This is a genomic window from Pseudomonas putida, assembly GCF_004357765.1.
Taxonomy (GTDB): Bacteria; Pseudomonadota; Gammaproteobacteria; order Pseudomonadales; family Pseudomonadaceae; genus Aquipseudomonas; species Aquipseudomonas putida_U.
In genome coordinates this window covers 44,132-70,211 of sequence record NZ_SMTE01000005.1, presented here as the reverse complement: position 1 = coordinate 70,211, position 26,080 = coordinate 44,132, and the positions used below count along the sequence as shown (strand labels likewise).

The following is a 26,080-nucleotide window of genomic DNA, read 5'->3' as shown; positions in this document are numbered from 1 at the left end:
ATGAAGCTCTCCCAGGCTGTCATCGACGCCATGTACCAGCACTCCCGCGAGAAAGCTCCAGAGGAATGCTGCGGCTTGATCCTGAGGGTCGGCCGGAAGTCGTCGTATTGGCCGTGCGCCAACGCTGCGGCAGATCCGAAGGCTGACTTTCGAATCTCCGCGGAGGATTGGGCAGAGGCTGAGGACCTTGGCGTGGTCGCTGCGGTCGTGCACAGCCACCCCGGCCAGTCGGCCAGGCTGAGTGCCGCGGACCGCACTTCCATGGAGGCCACCGCGCTGCCCTGGGTGATCATCGAGGTTCGTGAAGGGCTACCGGTTTCGCACCTGGTGCACGAGCCCACCGGCTACCAGGCGCCACTAGTGGGCAGGCCGTTTCACCACGGCGTTTTGGACTGCTACACCCTGGTCCGCGACTACTACCAACGAGAGCTGGGTATCACGCTGCCTGACTTCGAGCGTGAGGACGGCTGGTGGGACAAGGGGCAGGACCTGTATGCCGAAAACTTCGAGGGCGCGGGCTTCTATCCGGTTGATCCGGCTGATTTGCGCCAGGGCGACCTCATCGTCATGCAGGTTCGCGCCCAAAAGGCCAACCACGCAGGCGTGTACCTGGCCGATGGGATCCTGAAAACCGAACCCGAACATTACCCCGTGCCCGGCGGGATCCTGCACCACCTCTACGGTCGCGACTCCAAGCGCGATGTGTTTGGTGGGTTCTGGCAGGAGTCGGCCCGGTTCTTCATGCGACACAAGGATTCTCCCTATGGCTGAGCGCATCCGCACCATCCGCATGTATGGCGAGCTTGGTCGTCTCTTTGGTCGGGTCCACCGCCTGGCCGTGCACTCTTCAGCCGAAGCCATCAGGGCTTTAGGCGTGCTGTTTCCAGGCTTCAATGAGTACCTTGCGTCTTCCAAGGATAAAGGTCTGGCTTTCGCCGTGTTCTACGGCAAGCGGAACATCAGCAGGGACGAACTCGCCGACCCTCCGGGCGCGGCAGACATCAGGATCGCGCCCATCGTCCAAGGCAGCAAGAGTGGTGGTGGGCTGCAGATCGTTCTGGGTATCGCTCTCATCGCTGCGGCGACCATTGCGACTGGCGGCGTGGCTGGCTTGGCGTCTGCATCGGCATGGGGCGGCGCGTTCACTGCGGGCGGACTTGCAGGTGCTACAGCCATGGTCGGCCTGTCCCTGGCTATCGGTGGGATCGCCCAGATGATCACAGGCACGCAAGCCCAAATCGACAGCAGCGAATCAGCCGACAACCGTCCCAGCTACAACTTCTCCGGCATCAAAAACACCATCACCCAGGGCAATCCGGTCCCTCTCTGCTACGGAGAGATGACCTCGGGTTCCGCCCAGCTATCACTTGGCATCCGCGCTGAAGACCAGCAATAGAGGCCCCCATGACTGACCTTTCTATCTTGGGCTCCAAAGGCGGGTCCAAGCCGCACACGCCTGTCGAAAGTCCAGACAGCCTGATCAACACCAGTTACGCCAACATTCTCGACGGACTGAGTGAAGGTCCTATTGTTGGGCTGGTGAATGGCGCTCAGTCCATTTATCTCGACAGAACTCCTCTGGCTAATAGCGACGGTAGCCTGAACTTCACCGGGGTCACCTGGGAGCAGCGCACCGGGGAGCATGATCAGGATCATATCCCAGGCTTCCCAGCCGTTGAGTCGCAGACCAGTGTGGGGGTTGAGCTTAAGTTTGATCAGGCATGGGTGCAGTCCTTCAGCAACCTCGAGCTTTCGGCTGTCCGGATTCAATTGGCCGTCGGGGCTCTGGTCAAGACTGAAAGCGACGGAGACCGTGTAGGGTATAGGGTCAATTACGAGATCGACCTGTCCACCGATGACAGCGACTATGTGGTGGTGAACAAAGGCGCCTTCGACGGCAAGACCACCACCGGTTACCAACGCTCGATCCGCGTAGACCTGCCGGCGGCAGAGACAGGCTGGCGAATTCGGGTACGCCGCACCACTCCGGATTCCGAAACCTCCAACATCCAGGCGCAGACGTCGGTGGGCACCTATACGGAGATCATCGACGCCAAGCTGCAGTATCCATACACCGCGCTGTGCGGGCTGAAGATCGACGCCAGCCAGTTCTCATCGGTGCCGGAGCGGGCCTACAGGATCCGCGGCCGCATTGTTCAGGTCCCGACCAACTACGACCCGGGAACCCGGACTTATACCGGCACTTGGGACGGCACGTTCAAGCCCGCATGGACCGACTGCCCGCCATGGATCTGGCGCGACATTGTCCTGAATGATCGATACGGCCTGGGCCGCTTCATCGATCAGAGCCAAGTCGACAAGTGGGGCTTGTACCAGATCGCCCAGTACTGTGATGCGTTCGTATCGGACGGGAAGGGCGGACAAGAGCCACGCTTCACCTGCAACGTCTACCTGCAGTCCCGCGCCGAAGCGCTGACCGTGCTGCAGGACCTGGCCAGCGTGTTCCGCGGCATGAGCTACTACGCTGCGAACGAGGTCGCATGCTCGGCGGACATGCCGACCGACCCGGTCTACACCTACACCAATGCCAACGTCATCGACGGCAAGTTCAGTAGGGCAGGCTCCAGTGGCTCTACCCGCTTCAGCGTCGCCAAAGTGGCCTGGACTGACCGGGAGAACTTCGGCAACCAGCGCGTCGAGTACGTGCAGGATCGAACGGCTCTGGTGCGCTATGGCGTTCGCGAGACCGAGGTGACCGCATTCGGGTGCGTGTCTCAGGGCCAGGCGCAGCGGGCCGGCAAGTACATTCTGCTCACCAACCGGCTGGAAACCGGAACCATCAGCTTCAGCGTTGGACTGGACGGGACGATTTGCAGGCCTGGCGACATTATTCGAGTGGCGGATGAGAACTTCGCCGGCGCGCCGCTCAGTGGTCGGGTGAAAGCGGCGACCGCTACCACCATCACTATGGATAACGATGTTGAAGGTGCTGCCGGCGACACACTGGTAGTTATCCTGCCAAAGGGTGTTGCTGAGACCCGTGTCATCCGCTCGATTGCGGGCCGCGTCGTAACAGTGACCCAGGCCTTCACGGCGGTTCCAGTGAAGGAATCGATCTATACATTAGAGACCTCGCAGTTGGTCGCCGAGACGTACCGCATCCTCTCCGTGACAGAGAACTTTGGGGACGACAAGCTTCAGTACGACGTCGTCGCGGTACAGCACAATTCGAGCAAGTTCGCGGCGATCGACAACGGTGCACAGATCGTCACTCCACCAACCAGCGTACTGCCTGGGGCCATTCAGGCTCCGCCGACAAATGTCGAACTGAGCACCTTCGACACGGTTAGCCAAGGGCTTAACGTCGCCACTATGCGGATTACCTGGGATGCCCCGCGCGGCGCTCAGCGCTATAACGTCTGGTGGAAACGCGACTCAGGTGACTGGGTCTATGCAGGCGTCGTTTACACCGCTGCAATTGAGGTGAAGGGGATCTACACGGGGGTGTACACCGCTCGTGTCTCTGCGGTAGGGGTAGCAGATAGCAGCTCGCTTTGGGCGTACTCGGAGCCGACCCAACTGTATGGGAAGACCGGTGAGCCGCCAGCCCTGGCGTACCTAAGTACTACCTCGGAGATATTCGGTATCCGGCTCAATTGGGGATTTCCTCAAGGGGCAGAAGACACCGCCTATACCGAGTTCCAGGTGGCTTCCGAGCCAACCGGGCAGAACCCCATTGCTCTGGCGCAGTTTTCATACCCTACGGCAACCTACCTACACAGCGGTATGGCTGCGGCAGTGGTGCGGTACTTTCGCGGTCGTTTGGTCGACCGGTCCGGCAACATCGGTCCATGGTCGGACTGGATCTACGGCCAGTCCAGCGCAGACGCCAACGAAATCCTCGACTACATCACCGGCAAGATCACCGAGACCCACCTTGGCGAGACCTTGCTCAGTGAGATCGAGAAGATTCCGGGCCTTCAGGAGCAGATCGACGCCCTGGACGGGCTAAAGGGCTACATCAAGGAAGATCCGTACGAACAGGGCCAGATGGTTGTCGTAGATGGCCGCATCTACCAGGCCAAGCAAGATGTGCCAGCGGACCCGACCGGTGCCAGTGCTCCGCCGAATGCCACCTACTGGGTGGACGTGGGCCAGTCCTTGACCACGGCCAACGGCCTCGCGCAACAGGTGGCCACCAATACGGCAGGCATCACGGATCTCGACGGGAAGGTGACAGCTCAGGTCACGGCCTTCGAGGCTCTGCGCGCGGCGTACCGGGATGACGACAGTGAGGGCGAACTGGCCGATGCTTTGAAAGGCTGGGATAGCACCGCGGCGATCGCTACTGCGCAGAAGGTACAGGCATCCGACAACATGGCCATGGCCGAGCGGGTGACCACTCTTGACGCAAGGGTGGCAGGGAACGAGACGAGCATCACCGATCTCGATCGAGTGGTAACCACCAACGAAACCGCGAACGCCACCAAGATATCGCAGCTCAGCAGTAGGGTTGGTAGCACCGAGGCCCTGGTGCAGGACACGTCTGAGGCTTTGGTCGATCTGAACGGTGATGTATCGGCCACCCGGAACATCAAGGTGGGAGTCGACGTCAACGGGGTTTACTACGGCGCTGGCATGGGTATCGGGGTCGAGAATACCCCGGACGGCATGCAGTCAATGGTGGTATTCCTGGCCAACCTATTTGCGGTCATGCACCAGCCCGGCGGGGCGCCGAAGTCGGTCTTCGCTATCCAGAACGGCCAGGTGTTCATGAACAGCGCGATCATCAACCAGGCCGACATCATCAACTTGATCATCACTGGCGAGTTGAAGAGTTCGAACTATGTCGCGGGCTCGCAAGGGATTCGCATCAACTTTGTGACGAACGAGTTTGAAATCAACGGCGTTCAGTCGGGCGTGGGCCGGATGAACATGACACACCAGACAGTGACGGTCTACGACAGCACTCGCATGCGCGTTCGGCTGGGTATATGGAGTTGATATGCCGCAAGGACTTCAGGTCTGGGATGCCAGCGGCAACCTGGTGCTCGATGTAACGACCAGGTTGCCGAGGATACTTGGGAGCGTACAGACGGGCACCTCGGCGGGATCGGTAACCCATACCGGCCTCAGCTCCGGGACACCTTTCTACTTCGCGACAACGATGGCCAACTTCCAGAACTCGCCCGTCGGGTCGTTCTCGGGGAATGTGTTCTCTTGGACGGCGGGGAGCGACGTGCAGCTGGTGTATGGGGTGTATTAGATGGCAGAGGCAGGCCTTCAAGTCTTCAACAACAGCAACATACTGCAAATCGATTCGAAGTATCGGAACTACTCGTTCTACACCAAAGGAACATTGGTGACCTCAGCCGCTGGCGGCTTGGGGGGGCAGGGAAGCGTGACGATCACCGGAAGGACCTATCCAGTGATCGCCTTCAGGTCCACCTCTGGGATGGTAGGGATTCACAGCGTGACGAGGTCCGGAACTTCGTACACGGTCCTGTTCCAAGGTAACTCACGAACGGCCGCCTTGGAGTACTGGGTGTTCGATGTGCCGCCTACCTCATCCATTGCTGGCGCAGGTCTGGAGGTCTACACGGAAACCGGCGCGCTGGCGTTCTCCTCGGCGTTCAAGTACATGAACGTGATCGGGAATGTCTCCGGAAGGATGCAGATCGGAGGCTCTGCCGGTTTTGACTATTCGTCAGCCAGCGGCAGTCCGGCGGTCATTCAGTCCCTCTTCAATTACGAGGTCTATTTCTACGGCGATTCGCCGGGCACTGATCCGAGTATTCCCGGCTGGGCCGAGAGCACGCTCATGCTGATTACCAGCACGACAACCGGATTCCAGGCCAGACCGTTTATCGTGCAGAACGTACGCACCACTGCTGGCGCGGCCCTGCCTCGCTATCAAGACGCCTACAGCTACACGCTCCTCAACGTCAGCAACCTTTAGCCAGCGGGATGGCCAAGTTAGGCAATTCGGCCCGGCGCCGTCCGGGCGATCCTGCAAGACGCCGATGCCGTTAAGAGCGGCTGAATGACTCTGCTAGCTGCGCGCCCGATGCGTCCCATCTAAATCAAGGAAAATCTATGCCCTGGTACAGAACAGGCACCGTGGCGATCACGGCTGGCCAAACGACGGTGACCGGTACCGGCACCGCCTTCGCGCTCAACGCCCGGGTGGGCGATGCGTTTCAAGGCCCCGATGGCCGCTGGTACGAGGTGACCAACATTGCGAGCGCCACGGTGCTGAGCATCCTGCCGGCCTATCAAGGCGCAACGGTAAGCGGCGGGGCCTATGGCCTGGCGCCCATGCAAGGCTACGTCAAGGAGTCCGCCGATCGCCTGCGGCAGTTGGTGGATCAGTTCGGCGCCACGCTCTCACTGTTCGGCGGCGCCACCACTGTTGCATCGCTGCTGCAGAACATTTCGGCGGCCACGCGCGGCGCGAACAGTGACATTACCTCGCTTTCGGGAATGACCACCGCTCTCAGCATTGCCCAGGGCGGAACCGGTAGCAAAACAGCTGCCGGGGCTGTGGCAGCGCTTGGCCTCACCCTGCCTACCGCTAGCGGTGGCGATACGACTACTGATTTCAACACCTTGATCACCCCAGGTTGGCAGCCAAAGCTCTATCAGCAAAACAACCCTAATTCGCCAGGTGCGTTGGGAGGCGCGGCCTATTACTACGTTTTCACCGTCGTCTATTCCAGCAACCTAACCCAGATAGCTATTCCTTACGGCAGCAACGCTGCAAACCGTGGACGGATCTGCATTCGTAGCCTTTATCAGGGAACCTGGCTTGAGTGGCAGAGATGCCTGAGCCAATACGATATTCTCGGCACTGTTTCGCAGTCCGGAGGGGTTGCTACGGGAGCTGTCATTGAGCGCGGCAGTAACGCGAACGGGGAATACATAAAGTTCGCTGACGGCACAATGATTTGCCAATCGGCTGGGAGGTCACTGAACTTCGTAAACACATCTAACTTAAACAGTTCTTGGGCCTTCCCTGTTGGATTCGCTACGGTGCCAGTAGTGAGCGTTAACCTAGTCTCAAGCACTCTCCCTACTCAGAGGCAAATCACTATGGTGGGTGCGTATTCTAGAAGTGTGAACACTGCGACATGCGCTGTTCTGTCAATTGGACAATTTGTTGCCGCAGATGCATCAACAGGTCTTGTTGATTGCATAGCGATCGGTCGTTGGTATTAAGGAATTGTCATGCTGATAAACCTATCTCCCGTCCGCATGGACGAAGAGCTTCGCGTGGCTTGCGAGGATGAAACCCTGATGCTCAATGGTGAAACCTTCGATTTTAGACCTTTACTCGAAGGGGCGACCCTACCGCGAGAAGCCATCGTATCTCAGTGGTTTGCCGGGCCAGTTGAGCGCGTGAACGGCAAGGTGGTCCTCACTTTGGTTCTGCCACATGGGGCCAATGCGCCGGAAGAAACCCGCTTTCCGCAACCCATCACAGTAATGCAGGATGGATTGATCCCCCTCCCAGCTTATGAAATGCCGGCGGAGCCGGTTGATGAGCTGCCAATTTCCCAGGAGCCGGAGGAATGAGCAATATCGATTGGTCGCAAATGGTTACCGCTGAAATGAAGATCGCCCAGGCTGCCGAGCAATTGCTGGTACGGGTTCAGGCTGAAACAGCCCGTCTCCGCCAGGTAGCCGACACCGCCATCACGCCGCTGCAGGACGCCGTCGATGTTGACGACGCCACTGACGAGGAAAAGGCGCTGCTCACCCTCTGGAAGAAATACCGGGTCGCGCTGAACCGCCTGCCTGATCAGGAAGGCTACCCGGCCACTATCAGTTGGCCCGCGCCGCCGGCCTGACCCACGCCGCATCCAATCACGACCGCCGCCTGGCGGTATTTTTTTGCCTGGAGAAAACCAATGAGCCATGCCACATGGGCTGTCATAGACGGTTTCCGTGATTACGACGTATCCCCGGAAGGCCATGTACGAAGCCGAAGAGGTAGCAAATGCGTTGTGCTGCAGGGGACGATAACCAAGAGAGGGTACGTTGCGTACATCTTGCGTGCGGACGGCACCGGCAAGCCCTGCCGGCGAATGGCTCACCGCTTGGTGGCCCTGGCCTACCTACCCAATCCCGAGGCGGGGCAGACGGATGTATGCCACAACGACGGCAACCCGTCGAACAACGCTGTAGGCAATCTTCGCTGGGATAGCCATCAAAGCAATCAGATGGACATGCGCACCCACGGCACGATGCAGGACGGGGAAAAATGCGTGACGGCCGTCCTGACCACTGATCAGGCAGCAGATATCCGAGAGACCGTATTGCGTGAGGGTCGTGGTGCCGGTCGCAGAATGTGTGCGAAATACGGCATCTCCCCATCGCAAGTCAGCCGAATAAAAAATGGCACCCGCTGGGCTTGCCTTTCGGAGGTGGCAGCATGACTGCTCAACTTCCTCGCGGGGTGCGTTCAAACAACCCCGGCAACATCGACTTCAACCCGCGCAACGCCTGGCAGGGCCAGCTCGGCCTGGAAGTCGGCGTGGCCAAGCCGCGCTTCGCCATCTTCGACACGCCCGAGAACGGCATCCGCGCCCTGGGCAAGCTGCTGATCAACTACCGGGGCAAGGACGGCATGCCCGGCGTGGGCGGGAAGGGCATCGACACCGTGCTCGAAACCATCAACCGCTGGGCGCCGAGCAACGAGAACGACACCCAGGCCTATGCCTCGGCCGTGGCCAAGCGGATCGGGGTGGGCACTACTGACCCGATCAACATCAAGGACCCGGCCACGCTGCGCGGGATGGTGGTGAGCATCATCATTCACGAGAACGGTGGCAACCCGTACCCGGCGGCGATCATCGACGAGGGTGTGCGGAGGGCGCTGGCATGAATGTCTGGCTGGCGCGTACTGCCGGGGCCGGTCTGCTGATCCTGCTGGGCATGGTGGTTGGCTCCTGGGCCACCATCAACCATTTCCGCCCCCAGCTTGATGCCGCACAGGACGAGGCGACCACCTGCAAGGCGGCCCGCGACAACCTCACCGGCCTGGCCACGGAGCAAGGCAAAGCCCTGGGCGATCTGACCCTGGCCGCGAACGAGCGACAGGCCAGGGCCGAGGTAGCTGTGAAAGAAGCTGGGGAGCAGGCCCAGGCAGACTACGCCGCCGCGAATCGCCTGCAGCAGGAGCGCACCGGTGGTGACCAGTGCACGGCTGCCACCTCGATCATCGACAAGGAGCTGGGGCTATGAGGCTGCGGGTGCTACAGGTGGCGATCGTCGGCGTGCTTGTGTCTGGCTGCGCAGGGCAACCTGCGTCAGAGCGGCAATATGTTCGCGTCGAGGTACCAGTCGAGGTGCCGTGTCGCGCGCCGGAGGTGACGGTGCCGCCTTGGGCAGCTGCCGGCCTGCGCAAGACTGATAGCCTGGAGGTTAAGGTGAGAGCGCTGTTGGCTGAGCGCCGCCAGAGGATCGGCTACGAGCGCGAACTGGTTGCCGCCAACGCTTCTTGCCGATGAGCGTTTCGGCTGCGTGACTGCCGTTTAGTCGGTCCCAGGGGAGTGTCAGCGAAGCGGCCTATAATGCTCTGACTCAGTAATCGGAGCAGATCGTGAAGCGGACAATTGAAGGCATGGCGAAAGCTGGCGAACCGATGCTGCGAGAAGCCCTTGAGGCAATACGGGCGTACCGAGACGCCGAAGATAGTGGCGCCCCGCAGGATGAGGTGGCGCGCCTGAAGCTGCTGGCAGACTCGCTTTATCAAGCGGTAGTGGATTTCCAGTTGCTGGAAACAGGATACCTTCCCGATTCGATTCACTAAGCCAGGAGGCAATGTGAGTAATCCTCATGAGGTGCTACTGCCCGATCACCTGGTCTACGCCCAGGCGGTCGAGGCGATGCGTAAGTATCACGAAGCGAAGGACAACGGAGCCTCGGACGCTGAGGTAGAGCGCTTGAGGCTGATTGCGGAAGCGCAATTCCAGGCCGTCACCGAGTACCAGATGCGCGCATTCGGCAAGGATGGCGACAAGCCCCACTGAGGACCCGCTGGCCGGCTGTTGCCGAAGGCTCAATATCCTGGCTACGATACTGTATCTATATACAGTGTTGGTGCAGCCATGTACGTCTACCTTGTCCGGCGCCGCGCGAATGGCGTGGCAATCCCTCCAGAACAGTTGCGCAAGATACAGCCCCTTGAGGCTGACCTGCACATGGGTGAGCACCAAAGCCGGCCACTGGGCCGTATCTCGACGCAGGCCTGGGTGTTCAACCCGACGCCAGGGCCTGACCTGATCCCGCGCCTGCACGACGCTAGGGTCACGACCATGGCCCAGGTCGGGCTGAGCCTTACCGGCGTGGAAGAGATCGACGGCGTGCTGTATGCGCAGTCGTGGTGGTGCAGGTCGCGATGATGGGTAGCTCTCTGCCGCAGGCCTGGGTTGCCGAGCTTAACGACCAGAGCGCCCTTGTCACCGATCCGGATGGGCGGGCGATGGTGCTTTGCGAAATGGCATTTGCCGCCCGGCGCCGGGAGGATGTGGACGCGGGCGGGCTTTCCGACATGCTGGAGTTCGTCGAGTCGGCTCGGCTGTGGGCACTGCTCGAGCATGAGTTTGATATGGGGCCTGGGTTGCTCGGCCCGAAAGATCAGATGAGTGGTAAGTGAACGGTCCAGAACGGATCGTGATCGGCGGGACGCCGGGGAGGGTAGAAACGGTCCATGAGTCGCCTAGGAAACACTGGCTGAGATGGTCGAAATCTCGTACCAATTTTTGTACCAATGAATGCGTTTTTGAGGGGAAAGCAGAGTGGCGAGGAGGGATGAAGAGCCCGTAAACACGGGCTTTCTCCACTTTCAGAAACTCGCAAAAACGCAAAAATCATCTCTGGAGTATGGCTCAAGCGCTGTCGATTGCTCGTTGTGCGCCGTCCGCCTTATGAAAAAACCTTCATGCTGGAACGGTTTTGCGGGCGCCGCTCGTCGGGCGAGTATTAAAGCAGAGCCCGCCGGAGGGCGGGCTCTGTTGGCCTGTGCAGCGGCTCACCAACGTGGTGGGCCATAGTACACCGGTGGCGGACCGTAGTAGCGATACGCGGGCGGTGGCGGCGGTGCATAGACGGGCTGGTAGTACACCGGCGGCGGTGGCGCCTGCACGTAGACAGGTGCCGGTGGGTAGTAGACCGGCTGCGGCTGGACGTAGACAGTACGGTCTCGGCCTCCATAGACTGCCGCACCCACCACTGCGCCTACCACCGCCGCACCGAGTACCGGCCCGGCGCCATGCCAGCCACCGCCGCCGCCATGGGCAGACGCTTGCCCGCTGATGGCCAGGGCGCCGACCAGCAGGGCGATTCCGGGAATGAGACGGTTCATGGAAAATCCTCGCAAAGACCCCCGTACCTGGGGCTCTATTACTATGACTGCGTGGACTGTCAATGGAGCACAGGGGAAGCGTAAAGGTTGTGTAAGGGACGACCGACGGCGACCTCTGTTACGCTGCAAAAACGTTTCAGTCGCGAGAGAGGAGCAGGTCATGGCGACGATCCCAAGCAGAGATACCGTGCTGTGCATTTCCCTGGCGGGACGCCCCGGCACATTTGGCGTGCGCTTTCACAATCATCTCTATCAGCAGTTGGGCCTGGACTATTACTACAAGGCCATGACCACCCAGGACCTGCCTGGGGCAGTAGCCGGTATCCGGGCCTTGGGTATTCGTGGGTGTGGGGTTTCGATGCCCTACAAGGAAGCCTGCATGGCGCTGGTGGACGAGATCGATCCGTCGGCGGCGGCCATCGACTCGGTCAACACCTTGGTCAACTGCGATGGCTGGTTGAAGGCCTACAACACCGACTACCTGGCAGTGCGCCAATTGCTCGAACAACACCAGATAGACCCCAGTACCGCGTTTGCCCTGCGTGGCAGCGGTGGCATGGCCAAGGCCGTGGCCAGCGCGTTCCGCGATGCGGGCTTCGGCGAGGGGGTGATCGTTGCACGCAACGAGCAGGCTGGGCGCCAGCTGGCGGACATGTGCGGATATCGCTGGGTCGCCGAACTCGGCGATCTGTGCCCGCCGATGCTGGTCAATGTCACGCCGATCGGCATGGCTGGGGGGCCCGAAGCCGACCAGCTGGCATTTCCCCAAACCGCCATTGACGCCGCCGAGCGGGTATTCGACGTGGTAGCCATGCCGGCGCGCACACCGCTGATTCAGCGTGCCGAAGCTCAAGGTAAGCCGGTGATTACCGGCTTGGACGTCATTGCCTTGCAGGCGTTGGAGCAGTTCGTGCTGTACACCGGCGTTCGACCGACGCGAGCGCAGGTGGCTGCTGCCGTCGCCTATGCGCGGGCAAGCTAGATTTCTGGCGCGACCTTGAGCACCTTCCGGCGCCCAAGGTCGCGATCGCTGGGTCAGAAGGCTTTGTGACCGCCGTCCAGTCGCTCATCGACCAGTGCCCGCCCGTAGGCCAGAGACACATGCTGGGCGTTTTCCAGGTCGGAGAAGAACTTCATCGGCATCGAGATGCGCCGGCTGGTATGCCTGTCAGGATCGGTGATCAGGCAGCCTGCGGCATAGGGCAGGGGAGAGTCGGGATGAGGCATCACGCTGGCGGTGATGGTGTGGTCGCGGTATTCACAGTGAAGAGATTGCATCGTCCTTACCTCGCTGTGGTTTGGAAGCCGTTACTTCCATATACCACAGCGAGAGGCCAGGAGTTCCCGGTCCGACGAATGCGAACGACTTGCGGTCAGCCTTTGAGTTCGCCAGGCTGGATCACTTCGACCCAGTAGCCGTCCGGGTCCTTGATGAAGGCCAGGTGGTTCATGCGCCCGTCTTGCAGGCGTTTCTGGAATGGCACACCCAGGGTTTCGAAGCGTGCACAGGCAGCTCGCACGTCTGGTACCGAGATGCAGATGTGTCCGAAGCCGCGCGGGTCGGTGTTGCCATCGTGATAGGCGAAATCGGCGTCGTTCTCGGTGCCGTGGTTGTGGGTCAACTCCAGCACGCCGGGGATCGACTTCATCCACTGATGACGTTCGGCATCGTCGGCCGGAATCTGTCCCGGGTCGACCAGGGCAAGGAAATAAAGGCTGAACGCCGCTTCCGGGAAGTCACGTTTGTCCACCACGCGAAAGCCGAGCACGCGGGTGTAGAAGTCCAGCGATTTCTCGATGTCCTTGACTCGCAACATGGTGTGGTTGAAGACGAATTGCGCGGTGGCGGTATCCGGTTGCGCAGTGACGCCAGGCAGGGATTGCAGATCGTGCAGGCTCATTGGGGGCTCCATCAACGGGGGCCAGGGTACCGGGCCCTGGCAAAACAGACAGGCCGACCATGATACGGCAGTGAACCGATTGCGCAAATGAAAGCGCCCTGCACGGGGCAGGGCGCTGGAATAGAGGCCCGCATGTGCGGGCGCGTGATGGGGTCGCTAGTCCTTTAGCTGTCTCGATACTGCCCAGTTCGTTGTGAAAAAAGTGTGAAGCACGCGTTGACGTTTCATCAGCGTACCCAACTTTCCACCGTACTGGCCCCGTACTGTTCCTTCCAGGCCTTGAGGCCACGGTGATTGCCGCCTTTGGTCTCGATCAACTCGCCGGTGTGAGGGTTTTCATACACCTTCACCACCCGTGGGCGTCGTTGTTGCTTGGCCGGTGCCGCAGATACTTTGGAGCCCGCCTTGGGGTCGAGAATGGCGACTATATCGCGCAGGCTCTTGTCATAGCTTTTCATCAGGCCGACTAGTTTCTGCTCGAATTCGATTTCGCGTTTGAGGCCGGCATCCTTTTTTAGCGCCTCCAGTTGCGCCATCTGTTCCTGGAGCGCTTTTTCGGCAGCACGAAACTCTGCAAGTCTGGACACTGTAATCACTCCTGTCTTTCGTCGGTGGCATGGCGTGACGAACATTGAAGAGACTAACCGCTGGCCACGCAGGTGGGTAAGGCTGTTCGCTAAGAATGAGTGTAGACGTTGAGTTACAGAGGGTAAACCGCAACTTTTTATAATGCTATCTGGAACTTTCCAAGTTTTCTGTACGCTGGGCTCAAGGTGTTCAAAGACACCGGGCGGCTTCGCTATACCAATGTCCAATGGTCTGAGATAGAGCCATCGCGAGAAAATTTCAGATGCCCGGCGAGAATGTTCGCCATTCTCGTTTCGACGCCACGGTCGCTCGCCAGCCTGGTGTTTTCTGTACTTTGATCTGGATGTTCCTCGCATGTTTGCCCCGTTTTTGCTCGTTCCTGGCCGCCGTGTTGCAGGCGTGTTGCTGTTGTGTACTGGCGCCCAGGCCCAGGCCGGCGGTTTTATTGAAGACAGCAGCGCCAAGCTCGAAGCGCGCACGATTTATTTCAATCGTGACTTTCGCGATGGTCATAGCAGTTCCGGTCAAGGGGCATCCAAGCGCGAAGAGGCCGCGCAGGGTTTCATTCTCAACGTACAGTCCGGTTATACCGACGGCCCCGTTCGATTTGGCGTGGACGCGCTGGGTATGATCGGTTTCAAGCTCGACTCCAGCCCGGGTGACAGTAACAGCGGCTTGCTGCCGTCGTCAGGGCACGATCCGCGTGGCTCGGCCGACCGCTATGCGAAGTTGGGGCTGGCGGCCAAGCTCAAGGTCTCCGACACTGTACTGAAGGTCGGCTCGATGATGCCGGACGTGGCACTGTTGAAATACAACGACGGACGTTTGCTGCCGACGTTGTTCCATGGCGCCTGGCTGACCTCCGAGCAGGTGCACGACCTGAGGTTCACCCTGGCCCGGCTGAACGCCTACACCGCGCGCGACTCCACTGACCGCCAGGACATCCGCGTGCACTGCAAGAACAAACGCTACGCCTGCGCAATCGAGGCGGATCACTTCGATCTTGCCGGAATCGACTACCGCTTCAATGACCGGATCAGCGCCCAGTACCAGGTCGCCAGGCTCGAAGATATCTATCGTCAGCACTTTCTCGGCCTGGTTGCCGCGCAACCGCTGGCTGTTGGCCAGCTCTCGGCCGACCTGCGCCTGATCAAGAGCGATGATATCGGCAACGCCCGCGCCGGCCAGATCGAGCACCGCGCCTTCAGCGGCATGCTTGCCTACGGCCTGGGCGGTCACAAGCTCAGTGCCGGCTGGCAGCGCATGTACGGCCAGAGCGCCATGCCCTATCTCGATGGGAGCAACCCGTATCTGGTCAACTACGCCCAGGTCAACGACTTCGCCGCGGCTCAGGAGCGATCCTGGCAATTGCGCTACGACTACGATTTCAAGGCGCTCGGCGTACCCGGCCTGACGTTCTTCACGCGCTACATCAACGGAGACCATATCAAGGTGCCGGGCAGCGTCGAGCAAGGGAAGGAGTGGGAGCGCGATACCGAGCTCAGGTACCAGGTGCAAAGTGGCACGTTCAAGAATGTCAGCGTGCGTCTGCGTAATTCGACCTACCGCAGCAACTATGAGCAGTGGGCGCGCGACATGGATGAAACCCGGGTCATCGTCAGCTACAACGTCTCGCTGTTCTGAGGCACTTTGCCAATTCGATGCCCGCAGCGGACAATGGCCGCAAGGCGTAGCAGGGCGAATTCTTGACATGAAAGATCTGTTGCTGATTGGCATCGGCCCTGGCGATCCGCGTCAGGTGACGTTCGAAGCGGTGGATGCGATGCGGCGTGCCACGGTGTTTTTCGTCCTCGACAAGGGCGAAGGCAAGGCTGCGCTTTCAACGCTGCGCACCCAGATTCTCGCGCGCTATCGTCCCGAAGGCGGCTACCGCCTGGTTCATCTGGCCGACCCTACCCGTGAGGTTGGGCGCGTCGATTACGTGGCGGCGGTGCGGCAGTGGCACCATCGACGTGCGGCATTGTACGCTCGGCTGTTTCTCGATGAGCTCACGCCGGGGGACATCGGCGCCTTTCTGCTGTGGGGCGAGCCGGGGTTGTACGACAGCACCTTGCGCATACTCGACCTGGTGCGCGAGCGTGGGATCAGTCTGCGTGTGGAAGTCATACCCGGAATCAGCAGTGTCCAGGCGCTGGCTGCCCGGCACCAGATTCCGCTCAACCGCATCGGCGAGCCGCTGACCCTGTTGCCGGGGCGGCGGCTCGCCGAGCTGGGGGCGATCGACAATGCGGTGGTGATGCTCGATGGGCAGTGCGCCTGGGCCGCGCTGGACGATCCGCAGCTGATGATCTATTGGGGGGCTTACCTGGGTACCGAGGACGAAGTGCTGATAGCCGGGCCGTTGCTGGCAGTGAAGGCTCAGATACTTGAAGTGCGTGAACGCGAACGTCTACGCAAGGGGTGGATCATGGATACTTATCTGCTACGCCGTCAACTGTGAGGGGCGACCGGCTCAGGGCTGGCCGATGATCGCCGATACCTTGTCTCGCAGTTGATCAATGCTGAACGGTTTGCCGATCAAGTGCATGCCCTGGGGCACGTTGACGTTTTCCGCGTAGCCGCTGGCAAACAGCACCGGCAACTGAGGGCGCAGTTTGCGGGCCGTGGTTGCGAGTTCCTCGCCACGCATGTCTGGCAGACCGACATCGGTCATCAGCAGTGCCAGTTGCTGGTCGGGGTTTTCCAGGACTTTCAAAGCGGCAGAAGCAGTCTCCGCCTCGATGACGAGGTATCCGAGCTCGGTGAGCACTTCGACCATGAGCATGCGTACGATACCGTCGTCCTCGACAACCAGAAGGTGCATGGTTTGATCCTGTACAGATGATGAATGTCTTTGTTCTGTGCGTCGGGAAGCACCAGAAGTTCCGTAAAGGATACAGACCGATGCAAGTCGATGGAACGATTGCGACATGGGCGATTCAAATACTGGCTAAATGCCCTGCCGAATGTGGCAAAGCTGGTTAGACTCGCCTAATGCCGGTGAGGGCAACTGGCATCACAACAGGCACTTCTGGCCATATCGATCAATGGAATTCTTTCGCTCGGGCGTTACTACATGATTCAAGCAGCCACGATGGACCAACAAAGCTTCCGCAAGCTGTTGAGCCGCAATATAGGTCTGCCCCTGGGGGTGGGCTTGCTGGGAGCCGTGGCGTTCGTCGCGGTCATCTACTACCTGCTGTCGGCCATGCAGTGGGTCGAGCATACCGACCGGGTGATCGGCAACGCCAATGAAACGCTGAAACTGTCGATCGACATGGAAACCGGCATGCGCGGCTTCCTGATCACCGGTGACGAGCGCTTTCTCGACCCCTACGAGGTCGCCAAGCCACGCATCTCCAGCAGCTTGCGCAGCCTGCGCGGCCTGGTCGAGGACAACCCCCAGCAGGTCGACCGTATCGACCGGCTGATTGGTCTGCAGCAAGCCTGGAATGATTTCGGCGCTGAAATGATTGCGTCGCGTCGTGCCCAAGGCGATTACCAGACGGCCCTTACCAATGGACGCGGGAAGCGCATCACCGACCAGATCCGGAGCGAGTTCGAAAACTTCGTCGCCACCGAACAGCAACTGCGCATGGCTCGCAACGAAAAAGTCAGCGCCGTGACCACGTTCGTCATCTCCGCCTTCGTCCTGCTGATCGTCGGTCTTTCGGTGCTGTTGGCTTACCTCGGTCGGCGCGATCTGCTGGCGCTGTCGACCAGCTATGTGGAAAACCTGCAGGCCCAGCAACGTTCGGCGGCGGGCCTGGAGCACCAAGCCTGGCTGCGTAACGGCCAGACCCAACTGGCTGAGCAGGTTCTGGGACAGTTGACCCTGCCGATGCTCGGCGACAACATCCTGCGCTTCTTTGCCGGCTACCTGGGCAGCGTGGTCGGGGCTTTCTACGTGCGTGATGAGCATGGTTGTCTGCGACGCGTCGCCAGTTATGGTCTGGATGCCCAGGAACAGGCGCGTGAGCAGGTACTGGGTGAGCATGAAGGTTTGCTTGCCCAATCGGTACGCCAAGGCAGGCTGATCGAACTTGACGGTGTCCCCGACGATTTCTATCCGCTGAGCTCCGGCCTTGGCAGTGGCTTGCCGCGCAGCGCCCTGGTGGCACCGGCGGCCCACGATGGCCAGGTCAATGGCGTGCTCGAACTGGGCTTCCTGCGCCCGTTGCAGGCTCGCGACGGCGAGTTGCTCGAGCACGTCGCCGACAACCTCGGTACCTCCATCGAGAGCGCCCGTTATCGCCAGCGGCTGCAGGAAGTGCTGGCCGAAACCCAGCAGCTCAACGAAGAACTGCAGGTTCAGCAGGAAGAGCTCAAGACCGCCAACGAGGAGCTCGAAGAGCAGTCCCGTGTGCTCAAGGAGTCCCAAGCCCATCTGGAGACTCAGCAGGCGGAGCTGGAGCAGACCAACGAGCAACTGGCCGAGCGTACCGAGGCACTCGACCGCAAGAATGGCGAGTTGAGCCAGGCCCAGCAGGAACTGCAGGCTCGCGCCGACGAACTGCAGCGTTCGAGCAAGTACAAGTCGGAGTTCCTTGCCAACATGTCCCATGAGCTGCGTACGCCGCTCAACAGCTCGTTGATCCTGGCCAAGTTGTTGGCCGAGAACGGCGAGGGCAACCTCAGCGCCGAACAGGTCAAGTTCGCCGAATCCATCTACTCGGCCGGTAATGACCTGCTCAACCTGATCAACGATATCCTCGACATCGCCAAGGTCGAGGCCGGCAAGCTCGAGATGCGCCCCGAGACCACTCAGCTCGAGCGTCTGGTGGAAGGGCTGCGGGGCATGTTCCTGCCGTTGGCCGAGCACAAGGGGCTGGCGTTCGAGGTCACGGTCGATCGCCAGGTGCCGGCCACTTTGTTCACCGATCGCCAGCGCCTGGAGCAGATTCTCAAGAACCTGCTGTCCAATGCCATCAAGTTCACCGAGCGCGGGCAGGTTAGCCTGAGCATCAGCCATGAGCCTGCCAACGGTATCGTGTTCGCCGTGCGCGACAGCGGCATCGGCATCGCTCCCGACCAGCAACAGGCCATCTTCGGTGCCTTCCACCAGGTCGATGGCACCAGCAACCGCCGTTATGGCGGCACGGGCCTGGGCCTGTCGATTTCCCGCGATCTCGCCCATTTGCTGGGTGGCCAGATCAGTGTGCAGAGTGCTCTGGGCCAAGGCAGCGTGTTCAGCCTGGTGGTGCCCGAGCGCTATGAGGTCCAGGACGAGGAGGTCGAAGCGCTCAGCCTGCGTCCGGCCGTCGACAGCCTTCCTCCGCCTCCTCAAGCCGCACCGGCGGTGCCGATGCGCCTGGCTCCGCCGTTCGCCGATGACCGCGAGCGGGCGCCGTTCGCCAATCGCTGTATCCTGGTGATCGAAGATGAACCGAACTTCGCCCGCATCCTCTACGATCTGGCACACGAGCTAGGCTACAGCTGCCTGGTGGCCCAGGGCGCCGATGAAGGTTTCGAACTTGCCGCGCAGTTCGTCCCTGATGCGATCCTGCTCGACATGCGCCTGCCTGATCATTCCGGCCTTACCGTGCTGCAGCGCCTCAAGGAGCTCGCCGGCACCCGACACATCCCGGTGCATATCATCTCCGTGGAAGATCGGGTCGAGGCGGCCATGCACATGGGGGCTGTCGGCTACGCGGTGAAACCCACCAGCCGCGAGGAGCTCAAGGAAGTGTTCGCGCGCCTGGAGGCCAAGCTGACCCAGAAGCTCAAGCATATCCTGCTGGTGGAAGACGACGACCTGCAGCGCGAGAGCATCGCCCGCCTGATCGGCGACGACGACATCGAGATCACTGCGGTGGCGATGGCGCAGGATGCGTTGGCGCTGTTGCGCGAGAACATCTACGACTGCATGATCATCGACCTCAAGTTGCCCGACATGCTGGGCAACGAGTTGCTCAAGCGCATGACCGCCGAAGATATCCGCGCCTTCCCGCCGGTGATCGTGTACACCGGACGCAATCTCACCCGGGAGGAAGAAGCCGACCTGCTCAAGTATTCGCGCTCGATCATCATCAAGGGCGCACGCTCGCCGGAACGTCTGCTCGATGAGGTAACGTTGTTCCTGCACAAAGTCGAATCGCAGCTGTCCCATGAACGCCAGCGCATGCTCAAGACTGCACGCAGCCGCGACAAGGTGTTCGAGGGGCGGCGCATCTTGCTGGTCGACGATGACGTGCGCAACATTTTCGCCCTCACCAGCGCCTTGGAGCACAAAGGAGCGATCGTCGAGATCGGTCGTAATGGCCGCGAGGCGATCGAGCGTCTCGAGCAGCACGAGGACATCGACCTGGTGCTGATGGACGTGATGATGCCGGAGATGGACGGCTTCGAGGCTACCCGCTTGATCCGTCAGCAGCCGCGCTGGCGCAAGCTGCCGATCATCGCCGTGACCGCCAAGGCGATGAAAGACGACCAGCATCGTTGCCTGCAAGCCGGTGCCAATGATTACCTGGCCAAGCCGATCGACCTGGACCGCCTGTTCTCGTTGATCCGCGTATGGCTTCCGCAACTGGAGCGAATTTGACTAGCGAACGCAACACCGATATCGAGATTCGCTTGCTGATCGAGGCCATATACCTCAAGTACAGCTACGACTTTCGCAATTATTCCGGCGCTTCGATCAAGCGCCGGATCGCCCATGCCTTGCGTCAGTTCGACTGCCGCACGGTATCGGCGCTGCAGGAGCGGGTGCTGCACGATCCGAGTATGTTCATGCAATTGTTGCAGTACCTGACGATCCCGGTCAGCGAGATGTTCCGTGACCCCAGCCACTTCCTGGCGCTGCGCAACGAGGTGGTGCCGCTGCTGCGCACCTGGCCATCGATCAAGGTGTGGATCGCCGGCTGCAGCACGGGGGAGGAGGTCTATTCGATGGCGATTCTGCTGCGCGAAGAGGGTCTGCTCGAGCGCACCATCCTCTACGCCACCGACATCAACCCAAGCTCGCTGGAAAAGGCCAAGCAGGGCATCTACTCGATGCAAAACATGCAGCAGTATGCCGAGAACTATCGCCTGGCTGGCGGCCGGCGCGATTTCGCCGAGTACTACACCGCCGCCTATGGTAGCGCCATCATGGACAGCAGCCTGCGTGACAACGTGACCTTCGCCGATCACAGCCTGGCCACCGACAGTGTGTTCTCGGAAACTCAGCTGGTGTCCTGTCGCAACGTGCTTATTTACTTCAACAAGGCACTGCAGGACCGCGCCTTGGGCCTGTTCCACGAATCGTTGTGCCACCGCGGCTTTCTTGTCCTGGGCAGTAAGGAATCGGTGGACTTCTCGTCCTACCATGACCGCTTCGAGCCTTGGGTCAAACCCGAACGGATCTTCCGCAAATCATGAACACTGTACGAGCGGTGGTCATCGGTGCCTCGGCGGGCGGCGTCGCAGCGCTGTTCAAGGTACTTGGCGGGTTGCCGATGGGCTTCGCCCCGCCGGTGCTGTGCGTGCTGCACCTGCCGGGTGACCGCCATAGCCAGCTTGCCGAGGTGCTGCAACGACGCCTGCGCCGGCCGGTGCGCGAGGCGCGCGACAAGGAGCCGATCGAGCCCGGCCTGATCTATGTGGCAGGCCCCGGTTATCACGTCTCGGTGGAGCACGACCTGACCTTCTCGTTAAGCCAGGAGGACCCTGTGCATTTCTCCCGACCGGCCATCGACTTTCTCTTCACCTCGGCGGCCGACGCCTATGGCAGCGACCTGCTCGGCGTATTGCTTACCGGTGCCAACGAGGACGGCGCCGAAGGCCTTGCCTACATCCACAGCCAAGGGGGCCGGACAGTGGTCCAGGACCCCGACGACGCACAGGTCTCGCTGATGCCGGAGGCCGCACTGGCCCTGCACCAGCCGGACCTGATCCTGACCCTGAGTGGTATCGAGCGTTTGCTCTCGACCTTGGAACCCAGCGCATGCCAAGCACCATCCTCGCCAAACTGCTGATCGTCGACGATCTGCCGGAAAACCTGCTGGCTCTCGCCGCCCTGATCCACGGCGAGGACCGCGAGGTGCACCAGGCACAGTCGGCTGAGCAGGCCCTGTCGCTGCTACTCGAGCACGAGTTCGCCCTGGCTATTCTCGATGTGCAGATGCCAGGCATGAACGGCTTCGAGCTGGCCGAGCTGATGCGCGGTACGGAAAAGACCCGGCACATTCCCATCGTCTTCGTCACCGCCGCCGGGCGTGAAATGAATTACGCCTTCAAGGGCTACGAAAGCGGCGCGGTGGACTTCCTGCACAAGCCGCTGGAGACCTTGGCGGTCAAGAGCAAGGTCACCGTGTTCGTCGAACTCTATCGCCAACGCAAAGCCCTGGATCGCCAGTTGCAGGCGTTGGAGCAGAGCCGCCAGGAGCAGGAACAGCTGCTTGCCCAGTTGCAGGTGGCGCGTGGCGAATTGGAGCACGCGGTGCGCATGCGCGACGATTTCATGTCGATCGTCTCCCACGAAGTGCGCACGCCATTGAATGGACTGATTCTGGAAACCCAGTTACGCAAGATGCACCTGGCGCGCGGCAACATCGACGCTTTCAGTCAAGACAAGCTGCAGGCCATGGTCGAACGGGACGAGCGCCAGATCAACAGCCTGATCCGGCTGATCGAGGACATGCTCGATGTCTCGAGGATCCGCACCGGCAAATTGTCATTGCGGCCCAAGGCTTTCGACCTGAGCCAACTGGCGCGTGGCCTGGTGGAGAGCTTCTCGGCCCAGGCCGCGGCGTTGGAAACCCAGATAGAATTGCAGTCCTGTGAACCGGTGGTGGGGGAGTGGGACGAGTTCCGTATCGAGCAGGTGCTGGCCAATCTGCTGTCCAATGCCTTGCGCTATGGTGAGCGCAAGCCGATCCAGGTTCGGGTGTTCGAGCGCGACGCCATGGCTTGGGTGCAGGTGCAGGACCAAGGCATCGGCGTCAGTGCGGCCAACCAGCAACGGATCTTCCAGCAGTTCGAGCGGGTCGCGGCTCATCAGGCCAGTGGCGGTCTGGGTCTTGGACTGTACATCTCCGAACAGATCGTCCACGCCCATGGCGGGTGCATTCAGGTCGACAGTACCGAAGGCGAGGGCGCCACGTTCAGCATTCAGTTGCCGTTGGCGAACAGCACCGAACAAAACGCCCAGGCGCGGGCAACCTCTGCCTGAACCTGGGGTCAGATGGCCAACTTCGAGTTTTTCAAGGCGTTATCATGAGTGAAGATGCACAAGATGTAGTGTTGGTTGTCGAGGACGAACCGGCCATTCGCATGATCCTGCGGGACTACCTGGCAGGGGTGGGCTACCACGTGTTGGTGGCCGAGGACGGCGAACAGGCGTTTGCGATCCTGGCAAGCAAACCTCACCTGGACCTGATGGTCACGGACTTTCGACTTCCGGGGGGCATTTCGGGCGTTGAGATCGCTGAGCCTGCGGTAAAGCTGCGCCCGGACCTCAAGGTCATTTTCATCAGCGGCTATCCGGCGGAAGTGCTCGAGTCCGGCAGCCCGATCACCCGCAAGGCGCCGATCCTGGCCAAGCCGTTCGATCTCGATACCTTGCACGAGCAGATTCAGGCGTTGCTGCGCTGAGTCTGACCGGCACGGCTCGGCAGGGTGCGCTCGATGCTCACCGTCAGCAGGCTCTCCATCAAGTCCAGCGCCTGCTTTTGCGGCAAGGCGTGCAACATCCCTGGCAATTGGTTCAACAATGTCGCCAGTACTTGCGCGGTAGTCTCCAGCGCCGCTGCGTCCAGCGTCGCCCGTGGCGCCAGCAGACATAGCAATCCAGCTTCGTAGTGCTTGCGCTGCAGCGTCAGGCACGCTTGCTGCGCCTGACTCAAGCAGCAGAAGTCGCGCTCGGCCAGGCGAAATTGCAGCGGCCGCTCGGCATGCAGTTGCCAGTGCGCGGCAATCAGGCATGACAACGCCGAACCTCCGCGCGCCATGGCCCTGCGCCCAAGCTCCAGGCTGGCCTGGAGCTCTTCGTAGAGCTCCTCGATCAGGTCGAACAATAGCTCCTGCTTGCTCGGAAAATGGTGGTAGAGCGACCCGGCCGTCAAGCCGACATGCGCTGCCAGTTCGCGCATGCTGACCTGGCCGAAACCCTTCTCGGCGAACAGCGCCAGGGCCCGGTCGCGTCGCTCTTCGAAGTTGGCACAGCGCGGAGCGGTATTGGCGGCGGGCATGGCGCTCTGACCTCAGTAGGTGAAGAAACCGCGGCCGCTCTTGCGGCCGAGCCAGCCGGCCGCGACCATTTCCTTGAGCAGCGGCGCAGGACGGTACTTGCTGTCGTTGTAGCCCTCATGGAAGGCCTCCATGATTGCCAGCAAGGTATCCAGGCCGATCAGGTCGGCCAGGGCCAGCGGGCCGATCGGCTGGTTGCAGCCCAGGCGCATGCCGGTGTCGATGTCTTCGGCGCTGGCCAGGCCTTCCTGGCGCACGAAGATCGCTTCGTTGATCATCGGCACCAGGATGCGGTTGACCACGAAGCCAGGGCGGTTGCCCGCAGTGATCGGAGACTTGCCGAGCTTCTCGGTCACCAGCAAGGCCTGGGCGTAAGTCTGGTCGCTGGTCTGCAGGCCGCGGATGATCTCGACCAGCGCCATCATCGGCACCGGATTGAAGAAGTGCACACCGATGAAGCGTTCGGGGTGCTCGATGCTCGCCGCCAGCTGGGTCACCGATAGCGAGGACGTGTTGGTGGCGATCAGGCACGTGGCCTCGACGTTGGCCGCCACCTGCGCCAGGATTCGCTGCTTGAGCTGCAGGTTTTCCGTCGCTGCCTCGATCACCAGCTGCGCACCGGCCAGCTGGGAATAGTCGGTGCTGGTGCGGATACGGGTCTTGGCCACCTCGGCGAGATCGGCACCCAGCGTGCCCTTGTTGACCTGACGCTCGAGGTTCTTGCTCAAGGTGGCGACGCCACGTTCCAGCGCTGCGTCGGACACGTCCACCAGCAGTACCTGATAGCCCGCCACCGCACACACCTGAGCAATGCCGTTGCCCATGGTGCCTGCGCCAATCACTGCGATCTGTTCAATGCTCATGTCGTCGTCTCTCTCAAACGCGCTCGAAGACCACGGCGATGCCCTGGCCGCCGCCGATGCACATGGTGGCCAGGGCGTAGCGGCCCTGGATACGCTGCAGTTCGTGGATGGCCTTGGTGGCGATGATCGTGCCGGAGGCGCCGACCGGGTGGCCGAGGGAGATGCCAGAGCCGTTCGGATTGACCTTCTCCGGATTGAAATCCAGCTCGCGAGCCACGGCACAGGCCTGGGCGGCGAAGGCTTCGTTGGACTCGATGACATCCAGGTCGGCTACACTGAGACCGGCCTTTTTCAGCACGGCACGGGTCGCCGGAATCGGCCCCAGGCCCATCAGTTCCGGCTCGACGCCAGCATGGGCGTAGGCCACCAGGCGGGCCAGTGGCTTGAGGCCGAGGCGGCGTACCGCCTCAGCGCTGGCCAGCGTCAGACCGGCGGCGCCATCGTTGATGCCGCTGGCATTGCCGGCGGTCACGGTGCCGTCTTGCTTGAACACGCTCTTCATGCCGGCCAGTTGCTCGGCGGTGACATCGCCACGGACATGCTCGTCGACGCTGAACTCAATGGTCCCCTTACGGTTTTTCAGTTCGATCGGCACGATCTGGCTGGCGAAGCGTCCTTCGGCGATGGCCTGGGCGGCGCGGCGCTGGCTGGTGAGCGCCAGTTCGTCCTGCATCTGGCGAGTGATGCCATGCTTGGCCGCGACGTTTTCCGCGGTGATCCCCATATGGAAATGCTCGAAGGGGTCCTGCAGGATGCCGACGGTGTAGTCGATACCCTTGAGGTCGCCCATGCGTGCACCCCAACGTGCCTGGGGCAGCAGGTACGGACCGCGGCTCATGGATTCGGCACCGAGGGCCAGCGCCACTTCGGCATCGCCCAGCAGCAGGCACTGCGCTGCCGAGACGATCGATTGCAGGCCCGAACCGCACAGGCGATTGACATTGAATGCGGGGGTTTCTTTCGGGATGCCGGCGTTCATGGCTGCCACCCGGCTCAGGTAGGCATCGCGGGGTTCGGTCGGCATCACGTTGCCCATTACCACATGGCCGACTTGCGCGGCTTCCACGCCGGAGCGCTCGATGGCGGCACGGGCCGCGAGGGTGGCCAGATCCGCCAGAGGCAGGTCCTTGAGTGCGCCGCCAAAGCTGCCAATGGCAGTGCGCACGGCACTGACGACGTAGATTTCCGAGTTGTTCATAGGAGCTCCGAATGCGAAGGCGTGGCGGGACCGA

Annotated in this window: 31 protein-coding genes; 23 read left to right on the top strand and 8 right to left on the bottom strand. The window is 61.1% G+C overall.

Annotation, left to right across the window (positions count from 1 at the left end; genetic code table 11):
* The 15 genes from E2H86_RS08640 to E2H86_RS08570 all read left to right on the top strand — a co-directional run bounded on the left by E2H86_RS08640 (nucleotide 1) and on the right by E2H86_RS08570 (nucleotide 10,621).
* On the top strand, nucleotides 1-771 hold the full coding sequence (locus E2H86_RS08640; RefSeq protein WP_133326714.1) for a C40 family peptidase: 771 nt from the start codon (nucleotides 1-3) through the stop codon (nucleotides 769-771).
* The gene (locus E2H86_RS08635) at nucleotides 764-1,396 is read left to right on the top strand and encodes a tail assembly protein (protein WP_133326712.1); all 633 of its coding nucleotides are present in this window, start codon (nucleotides 764-766) and stop codon (nucleotides 1,394-1,396) included. The genes E2H86_RS08640 and E2H86_RS08635 overlap by 8 nt, the downstream gene beginning before the upstream one ends.
* 8 nt (nucleotides 1,397-1,404) lie before the next feature.
* Nucleotides 1,405-4,965: a phage tail protein gene (locus E2H86_RS08630; protein WP_133326710.1), complete on the top strand. Its 3,561-nt coding sequence runs from the start codon at nucleotides 1,405-1,407 to the stop codon at nucleotides 4,963-4,965.
* 262 nt (nucleotides 4,966-5,227) lie between these two features.
* Nucleotides 5,228-5,920: a hypothetical protein gene (locus E2H86_RS08625; protein WP_133326708.1), complete on the top strand. Its 693-nt coding sequence runs from the start codon at nucleotides 5,228-5,230 to the stop codon at nucleotides 5,918-5,920.
* A 137-nt stretch (nucleotides 5,921-6,057) separates the two neighbouring features.
* A complete protein-coding gene (locus tag E2H86_RS08620) occupies nucleotides 6,058-7,179 on the top strand; it encodes a pyocin knob domain-containing protein (protein ID WP_133326706.1) in 1,122 nt (373 codons plus the stop codon).
* A gap of 9 nt (nucleotides 7,180-7,188) precedes the next feature.
* The gene (locus E2H86_RS08615) at nucleotides 7,189-7,536 is read left to right on the top strand and encodes a hypothetical protein (protein ID WP_133326704.1); all 348 of its coding nucleotides are present in this window, start codon (nucleotides 7,189-7,191) and stop codon (nucleotides 7,534-7,536) included.
* The gene (locus tag E2H86_RS08610) at nucleotides 7,533-7,811 is read left to right on the top strand and encodes a tail fiber assembly protein (RefSeq protein ID WP_133326702.1); all 279 of its coding nucleotides are present in this window, start codon (nucleotides 7,533-7,535) and stop codon (nucleotides 7,809-7,811) included. The genes E2H86_RS08615 and E2H86_RS08610 overlap by 4 nt, the downstream gene beginning before the upstream one ends.
* A gap of 60 nt (nucleotides 7,812-7,871) precedes the next feature.
* Nucleotides 7,872-8,399: an HNH endonuclease gene (locus tag E2H86_RS08605; RefSeq protein WP_133326700.1), complete on the top strand. Its 528-nt coding sequence runs from the start codon at nucleotides 7,872-7,874 to the stop codon at nucleotides 8,397-8,399.
* The gene (locus tag E2H86_RS08600) at nucleotides 8,396-8,848 is read left to right on the top strand and encodes a structural protein P5 (RefSeq protein ID WP_133326698.1); all 453 of its coding nucleotides are present in this window, start codon (nucleotides 8,396-8,398) and stop codon (nucleotides 8,846-8,848) included. Before E2H86_RS08605 ends, E2H86_RS08600 begins: the two co-directional genes overlap by 4 nt.
* Nucleotides 8,845-9,207 carry a hypothetical protein gene (locus E2H86_RS08595; protein ID WP_133326696.1) on the top strand — a complete coding sequence of 121 codons (363 nt, stop codon included), beginning with the start codon at nucleotides 8,845-8,847 and terminating at the stop codon, nucleotides 9,205-9,207. Before E2H86_RS08600 ends, E2H86_RS08595 begins: the two co-directional genes overlap by 4 nt.
* On the top strand, nucleotides 9,204-9,473 hold the full coding sequence (locus E2H86_RS08590; protein WP_133326694.1) for a hypothetical protein: 270 nt from the start codon (nucleotides 9,204-9,206) through the stop codon (nucleotides 9,471-9,473). Before E2H86_RS08595 ends, E2H86_RS08590 begins: the two co-directional genes overlap by 4 nt.
* A gap of 92 nt (nucleotides 9,474-9,565) precedes the next feature.
* On the top strand, nucleotides 9,566-9,775 hold the full coding sequence (locus E2H86_RS08585; RefSeq protein WP_133326692.1) for a hypothetical protein: 210 nt from the start codon (nucleotides 9,566-9,568) through the stop codon (nucleotides 9,773-9,775).
* Nucleotides 9,776-9,788: 13 nt separating this feature from the next.
* Entirely contained in the window at nucleotides 9,789-9,995 is a 207-nt protein-coding gene (locus E2H86_RS08580) for a hypothetical protein (protein WP_133326690.1), read from the top strand.
* 78 nt (nucleotides 9,996-10,073) lie between these two features.
* Nucleotides 10,074-10,367: a hypothetical protein gene (locus E2H86_RS08575; RefSeq protein ID WP_133326688.1), complete on the top strand. Its 294-nt coding sequence runs from the start codon at nucleotides 10,074-10,076 to the stop codon at nucleotides 10,365-10,367.
* Nucleotides 10,367-10,621, top strand: coding sequence for a hypothetical protein (locus tag E2H86_RS08570; protein ID WP_133326686.1), 255 nt, complete (start codon nucleotides 10,367-10,369; stop codon nucleotides 10,619-10,621). Before E2H86_RS08575 ends, E2H86_RS08570 begins: the two co-directional genes overlap by 1 nt.
* 375 nt (nucleotides 10,622-10,996) lie before the next feature.
* Here the strand turns inward: E2H86_RS08570 and E2H86_RS08565 are convergent, their stop codons facing one another.
* Nucleotides 10,997-11,329 carry a hypothetical protein gene (locus E2H86_RS08565; protein ID WP_133326684.1) on the bottom strand — a complete coding sequence of 111 codons (333 nt, stop codon included), beginning with the start codon at nucleotides 11,327-11,329 and terminating at the stop codon, nucleotides 10,997-10,999.
* A gap of 160 nt (nucleotides 11,330-11,489) precedes the next feature.
* Here E2H86_RS08565 and E2H86_RS08560 point away from each other — a divergent pair, with 160 nt between their 5' ends.
* Nucleotides 11,490-12,311: a shikimate 5-dehydrogenase gene (locus E2H86_RS08560; RefSeq protein WP_133326682.1), complete on the top strand. Its 822-nt coding sequence runs from the start codon at nucleotides 11,490-11,492 to the stop codon at nucleotides 12,309-12,311.
* A 53-nt stretch (nucleotides 12,312-12,364) separates the two neighbouring features.
* Here the strand turns inward: E2H86_RS08560 and E2H86_RS08555 are convergent, their stop codons facing one another.
* The 3 genes from E2H86_RS08555 to E2H86_RS08545 form a co-directional block, all read right to left on the bottom strand.
* On the bottom strand, nucleotides 12,365-12,607 hold the full coding sequence (locus tag E2H86_RS08555) for a hypothetical protein (RefSeq protein WP_133326680.1): 243 nt from the start codon (nucleotides 12,605-12,607) through the stop codon (nucleotides 12,365-12,367).
* A 95-nt stretch (nucleotides 12,608-12,702) separates the two neighbouring features.
* The gene (gloA, locus tag E2H86_RS08550) at nucleotides 12,703-13,230 is read right to left on the bottom strand and encodes a lactoylglutathione lyase (RefSeq protein ID WP_133326678.1); all 528 of its coding nucleotides are present in this window, start codon (nucleotides 13,228-13,230) and stop codon (nucleotides 12,703-12,705) included.
* A gap of 227 nt (nucleotides 13,231-13,457) precedes the next feature.
* Nucleotides 13,458-13,817: a histone-like nucleoid-structuring protein, MvaT/MvaU family gene (locus tag E2H86_RS08545; protein ID WP_133326676.1), complete on the bottom strand. Its 360-nt coding sequence runs from the start codon at nucleotides 13,815-13,817 to the stop codon at nucleotides 13,458-13,460.
* Nucleotides 13,818-14,172: 355 nt separating this feature from the next.
* Between E2H86_RS08545 and E2H86_RS08540 the strand changes: the two genes are divergently transcribed.
* Together E2H86_RS08540 and cobF are read left to right on the top strand one after the other, a co-directional pair.
* Entirely contained in the window at nucleotides 14,173-15,462 is a 1,290-nt protein-coding gene (locus tag E2H86_RS08540; RefSeq protein ID WP_133326674.1) for an OprD family porin, read from the top strand.
* A 67-nt stretch (nucleotides 15,463-15,529) separates the two neighbouring features.
* Nucleotides 15,530-16,279 (top strand): precorrin-6A synthase (deacetylating), encoded by a 750-nt coding sequence (gene cobF, locus E2H86_RS08535; RefSeq protein ID WP_133326672.1) that lies wholly within the window; start codon nucleotides 15,530-15,532, stop codon nucleotides 16,277-16,279.
* 12 nt (nucleotides 16,280-16,291) lie between these two features.
* Here the strand turns inward: cobF and E2H86_RS08530 are convergent, their stop codons facing one another.
* Nucleotides 16,292-16,642: a response regulator gene (locus E2H86_RS08530; protein WP_133326670.1), complete on the bottom strand. Its 351-nt coding sequence runs from the start codon at nucleotides 16,640-16,642 to the stop codon at nucleotides 16,292-16,294.
* A 252-nt stretch (nucleotides 16,643-16,894) separates the two neighbouring features.
* Here E2H86_RS08530 and E2H86_RS08525 point away from each other — a divergent pair, with 252 nt between their 5' ends.
* From E2H86_RS08525 to E2H86_RS08505, 5 genes are read left to right on the top strand one after another with little or no spacing between them, the layout of a single operon-like run.
* Nucleotides 16,895-20,359, top strand: coding sequence for a response regulator (locus E2H86_RS08525; protein WP_133326668.1), 3,465 nt, complete (start codon nucleotides 16,895-16,897; stop codon nucleotides 20,357-20,359).
* Nucleotides 20,356-21,177 carry a CheR family methyltransferase gene (locus E2H86_RS08520; protein WP_133326666.1) on the top strand — a complete coding sequence of 274 codons (822 nt, stop codon included), beginning with the start codon at nucleotides 20,356-20,358 and terminating at the stop codon, nucleotides 21,175-21,177. The genes E2H86_RS08525 and E2H86_RS08520 overlap by 4 nt, the downstream gene beginning before the upstream one ends.
* The gene (locus tag E2H86_RS08515; RefSeq protein WP_133326664.1) at nucleotides 21,174-21,773 is read left to right on the top strand and encodes a chemotaxis protein CheB; all 600 of its coding nucleotides are present in this window, start codon (nucleotides 21,174-21,176) and stop codon (nucleotides 21,771-21,773) included. Before E2H86_RS08520 ends, E2H86_RS08515 begins: the two co-directional genes overlap by 4 nt.
* Nucleotides 21,743-22,969 carry a hybrid sensor histidine kinase/response regulator gene (locus tag E2H86_RS08510; RefSeq protein WP_133326662.1) on the top strand — a complete coding sequence of 409 codons (1,227 nt, stop codon included), beginning with the start codon at nucleotides 21,743-21,745 and terminating at the stop codon, nucleotides 22,967-22,969. Before E2H86_RS08515 ends, E2H86_RS08510 begins: the two co-directional genes overlap by 31 nt.
* 44 nt (nucleotides 22,970-23,013) lie before the next feature.
* On the top strand, nucleotides 23,014-23,391 hold the full coding sequence (locus E2H86_RS08505; protein ID WP_133326660.1) for a response regulator: 378 nt from the start codon (nucleotides 23,014-23,016) through the stop codon (nucleotides 23,389-23,391).
* Here E2H86_RS08505 and E2H86_RS08500 read toward each other — a convergent pair.
* Genes E2H86_RS08500 through E2H86_RS08490 form a run of 3 tightly spaced genes read right to left on the bottom strand, consistent with a single transcriptional unit; the run spans nucleotide 23,373 to nucleotide 26,046 of the window.
* Nucleotides 23,373-23,987, bottom strand: a complete 615-nt coding sequence (locus tag E2H86_RS08500) for a TetR/AcrR family transcriptional regulator (protein ID WP_133326658.1) — start codon at nucleotides 23,985-23,987, stop codon at nucleotides 23,373-23,375. The two genes, E2H86_RS08505 and E2H86_RS08500, sit on opposite strands and share 19 nt — an antisense overlap.
* Nucleotides 23,988-23,999: 12 nt before the next feature.
* Nucleotides 24,000-24,848, bottom strand: coding sequence for a 3-hydroxybutyryl-CoA dehydrogenase (locus E2H86_RS08495; protein WP_133326656.1), 849 nt, complete (start codon nucleotides 24,846-24,848; stop codon nucleotides 24,000-24,002).
* A gap of 13 nt (nucleotides 24,849-24,861) precedes the next feature.
* The gene (locus E2H86_RS08490) at nucleotides 24,862-26,046 is read right to left on the bottom strand and encodes an acetyl-CoA C-acyltransferase family protein (protein ID WP_133326654.1); all 1,185 of its coding nucleotides are present in this window, start codon (nucleotides 26,044-26,046) and stop codon (nucleotides 24,862-24,864) included.
* Nucleotides 26,047-26,080: the final 34 nt, after the last annotated feature.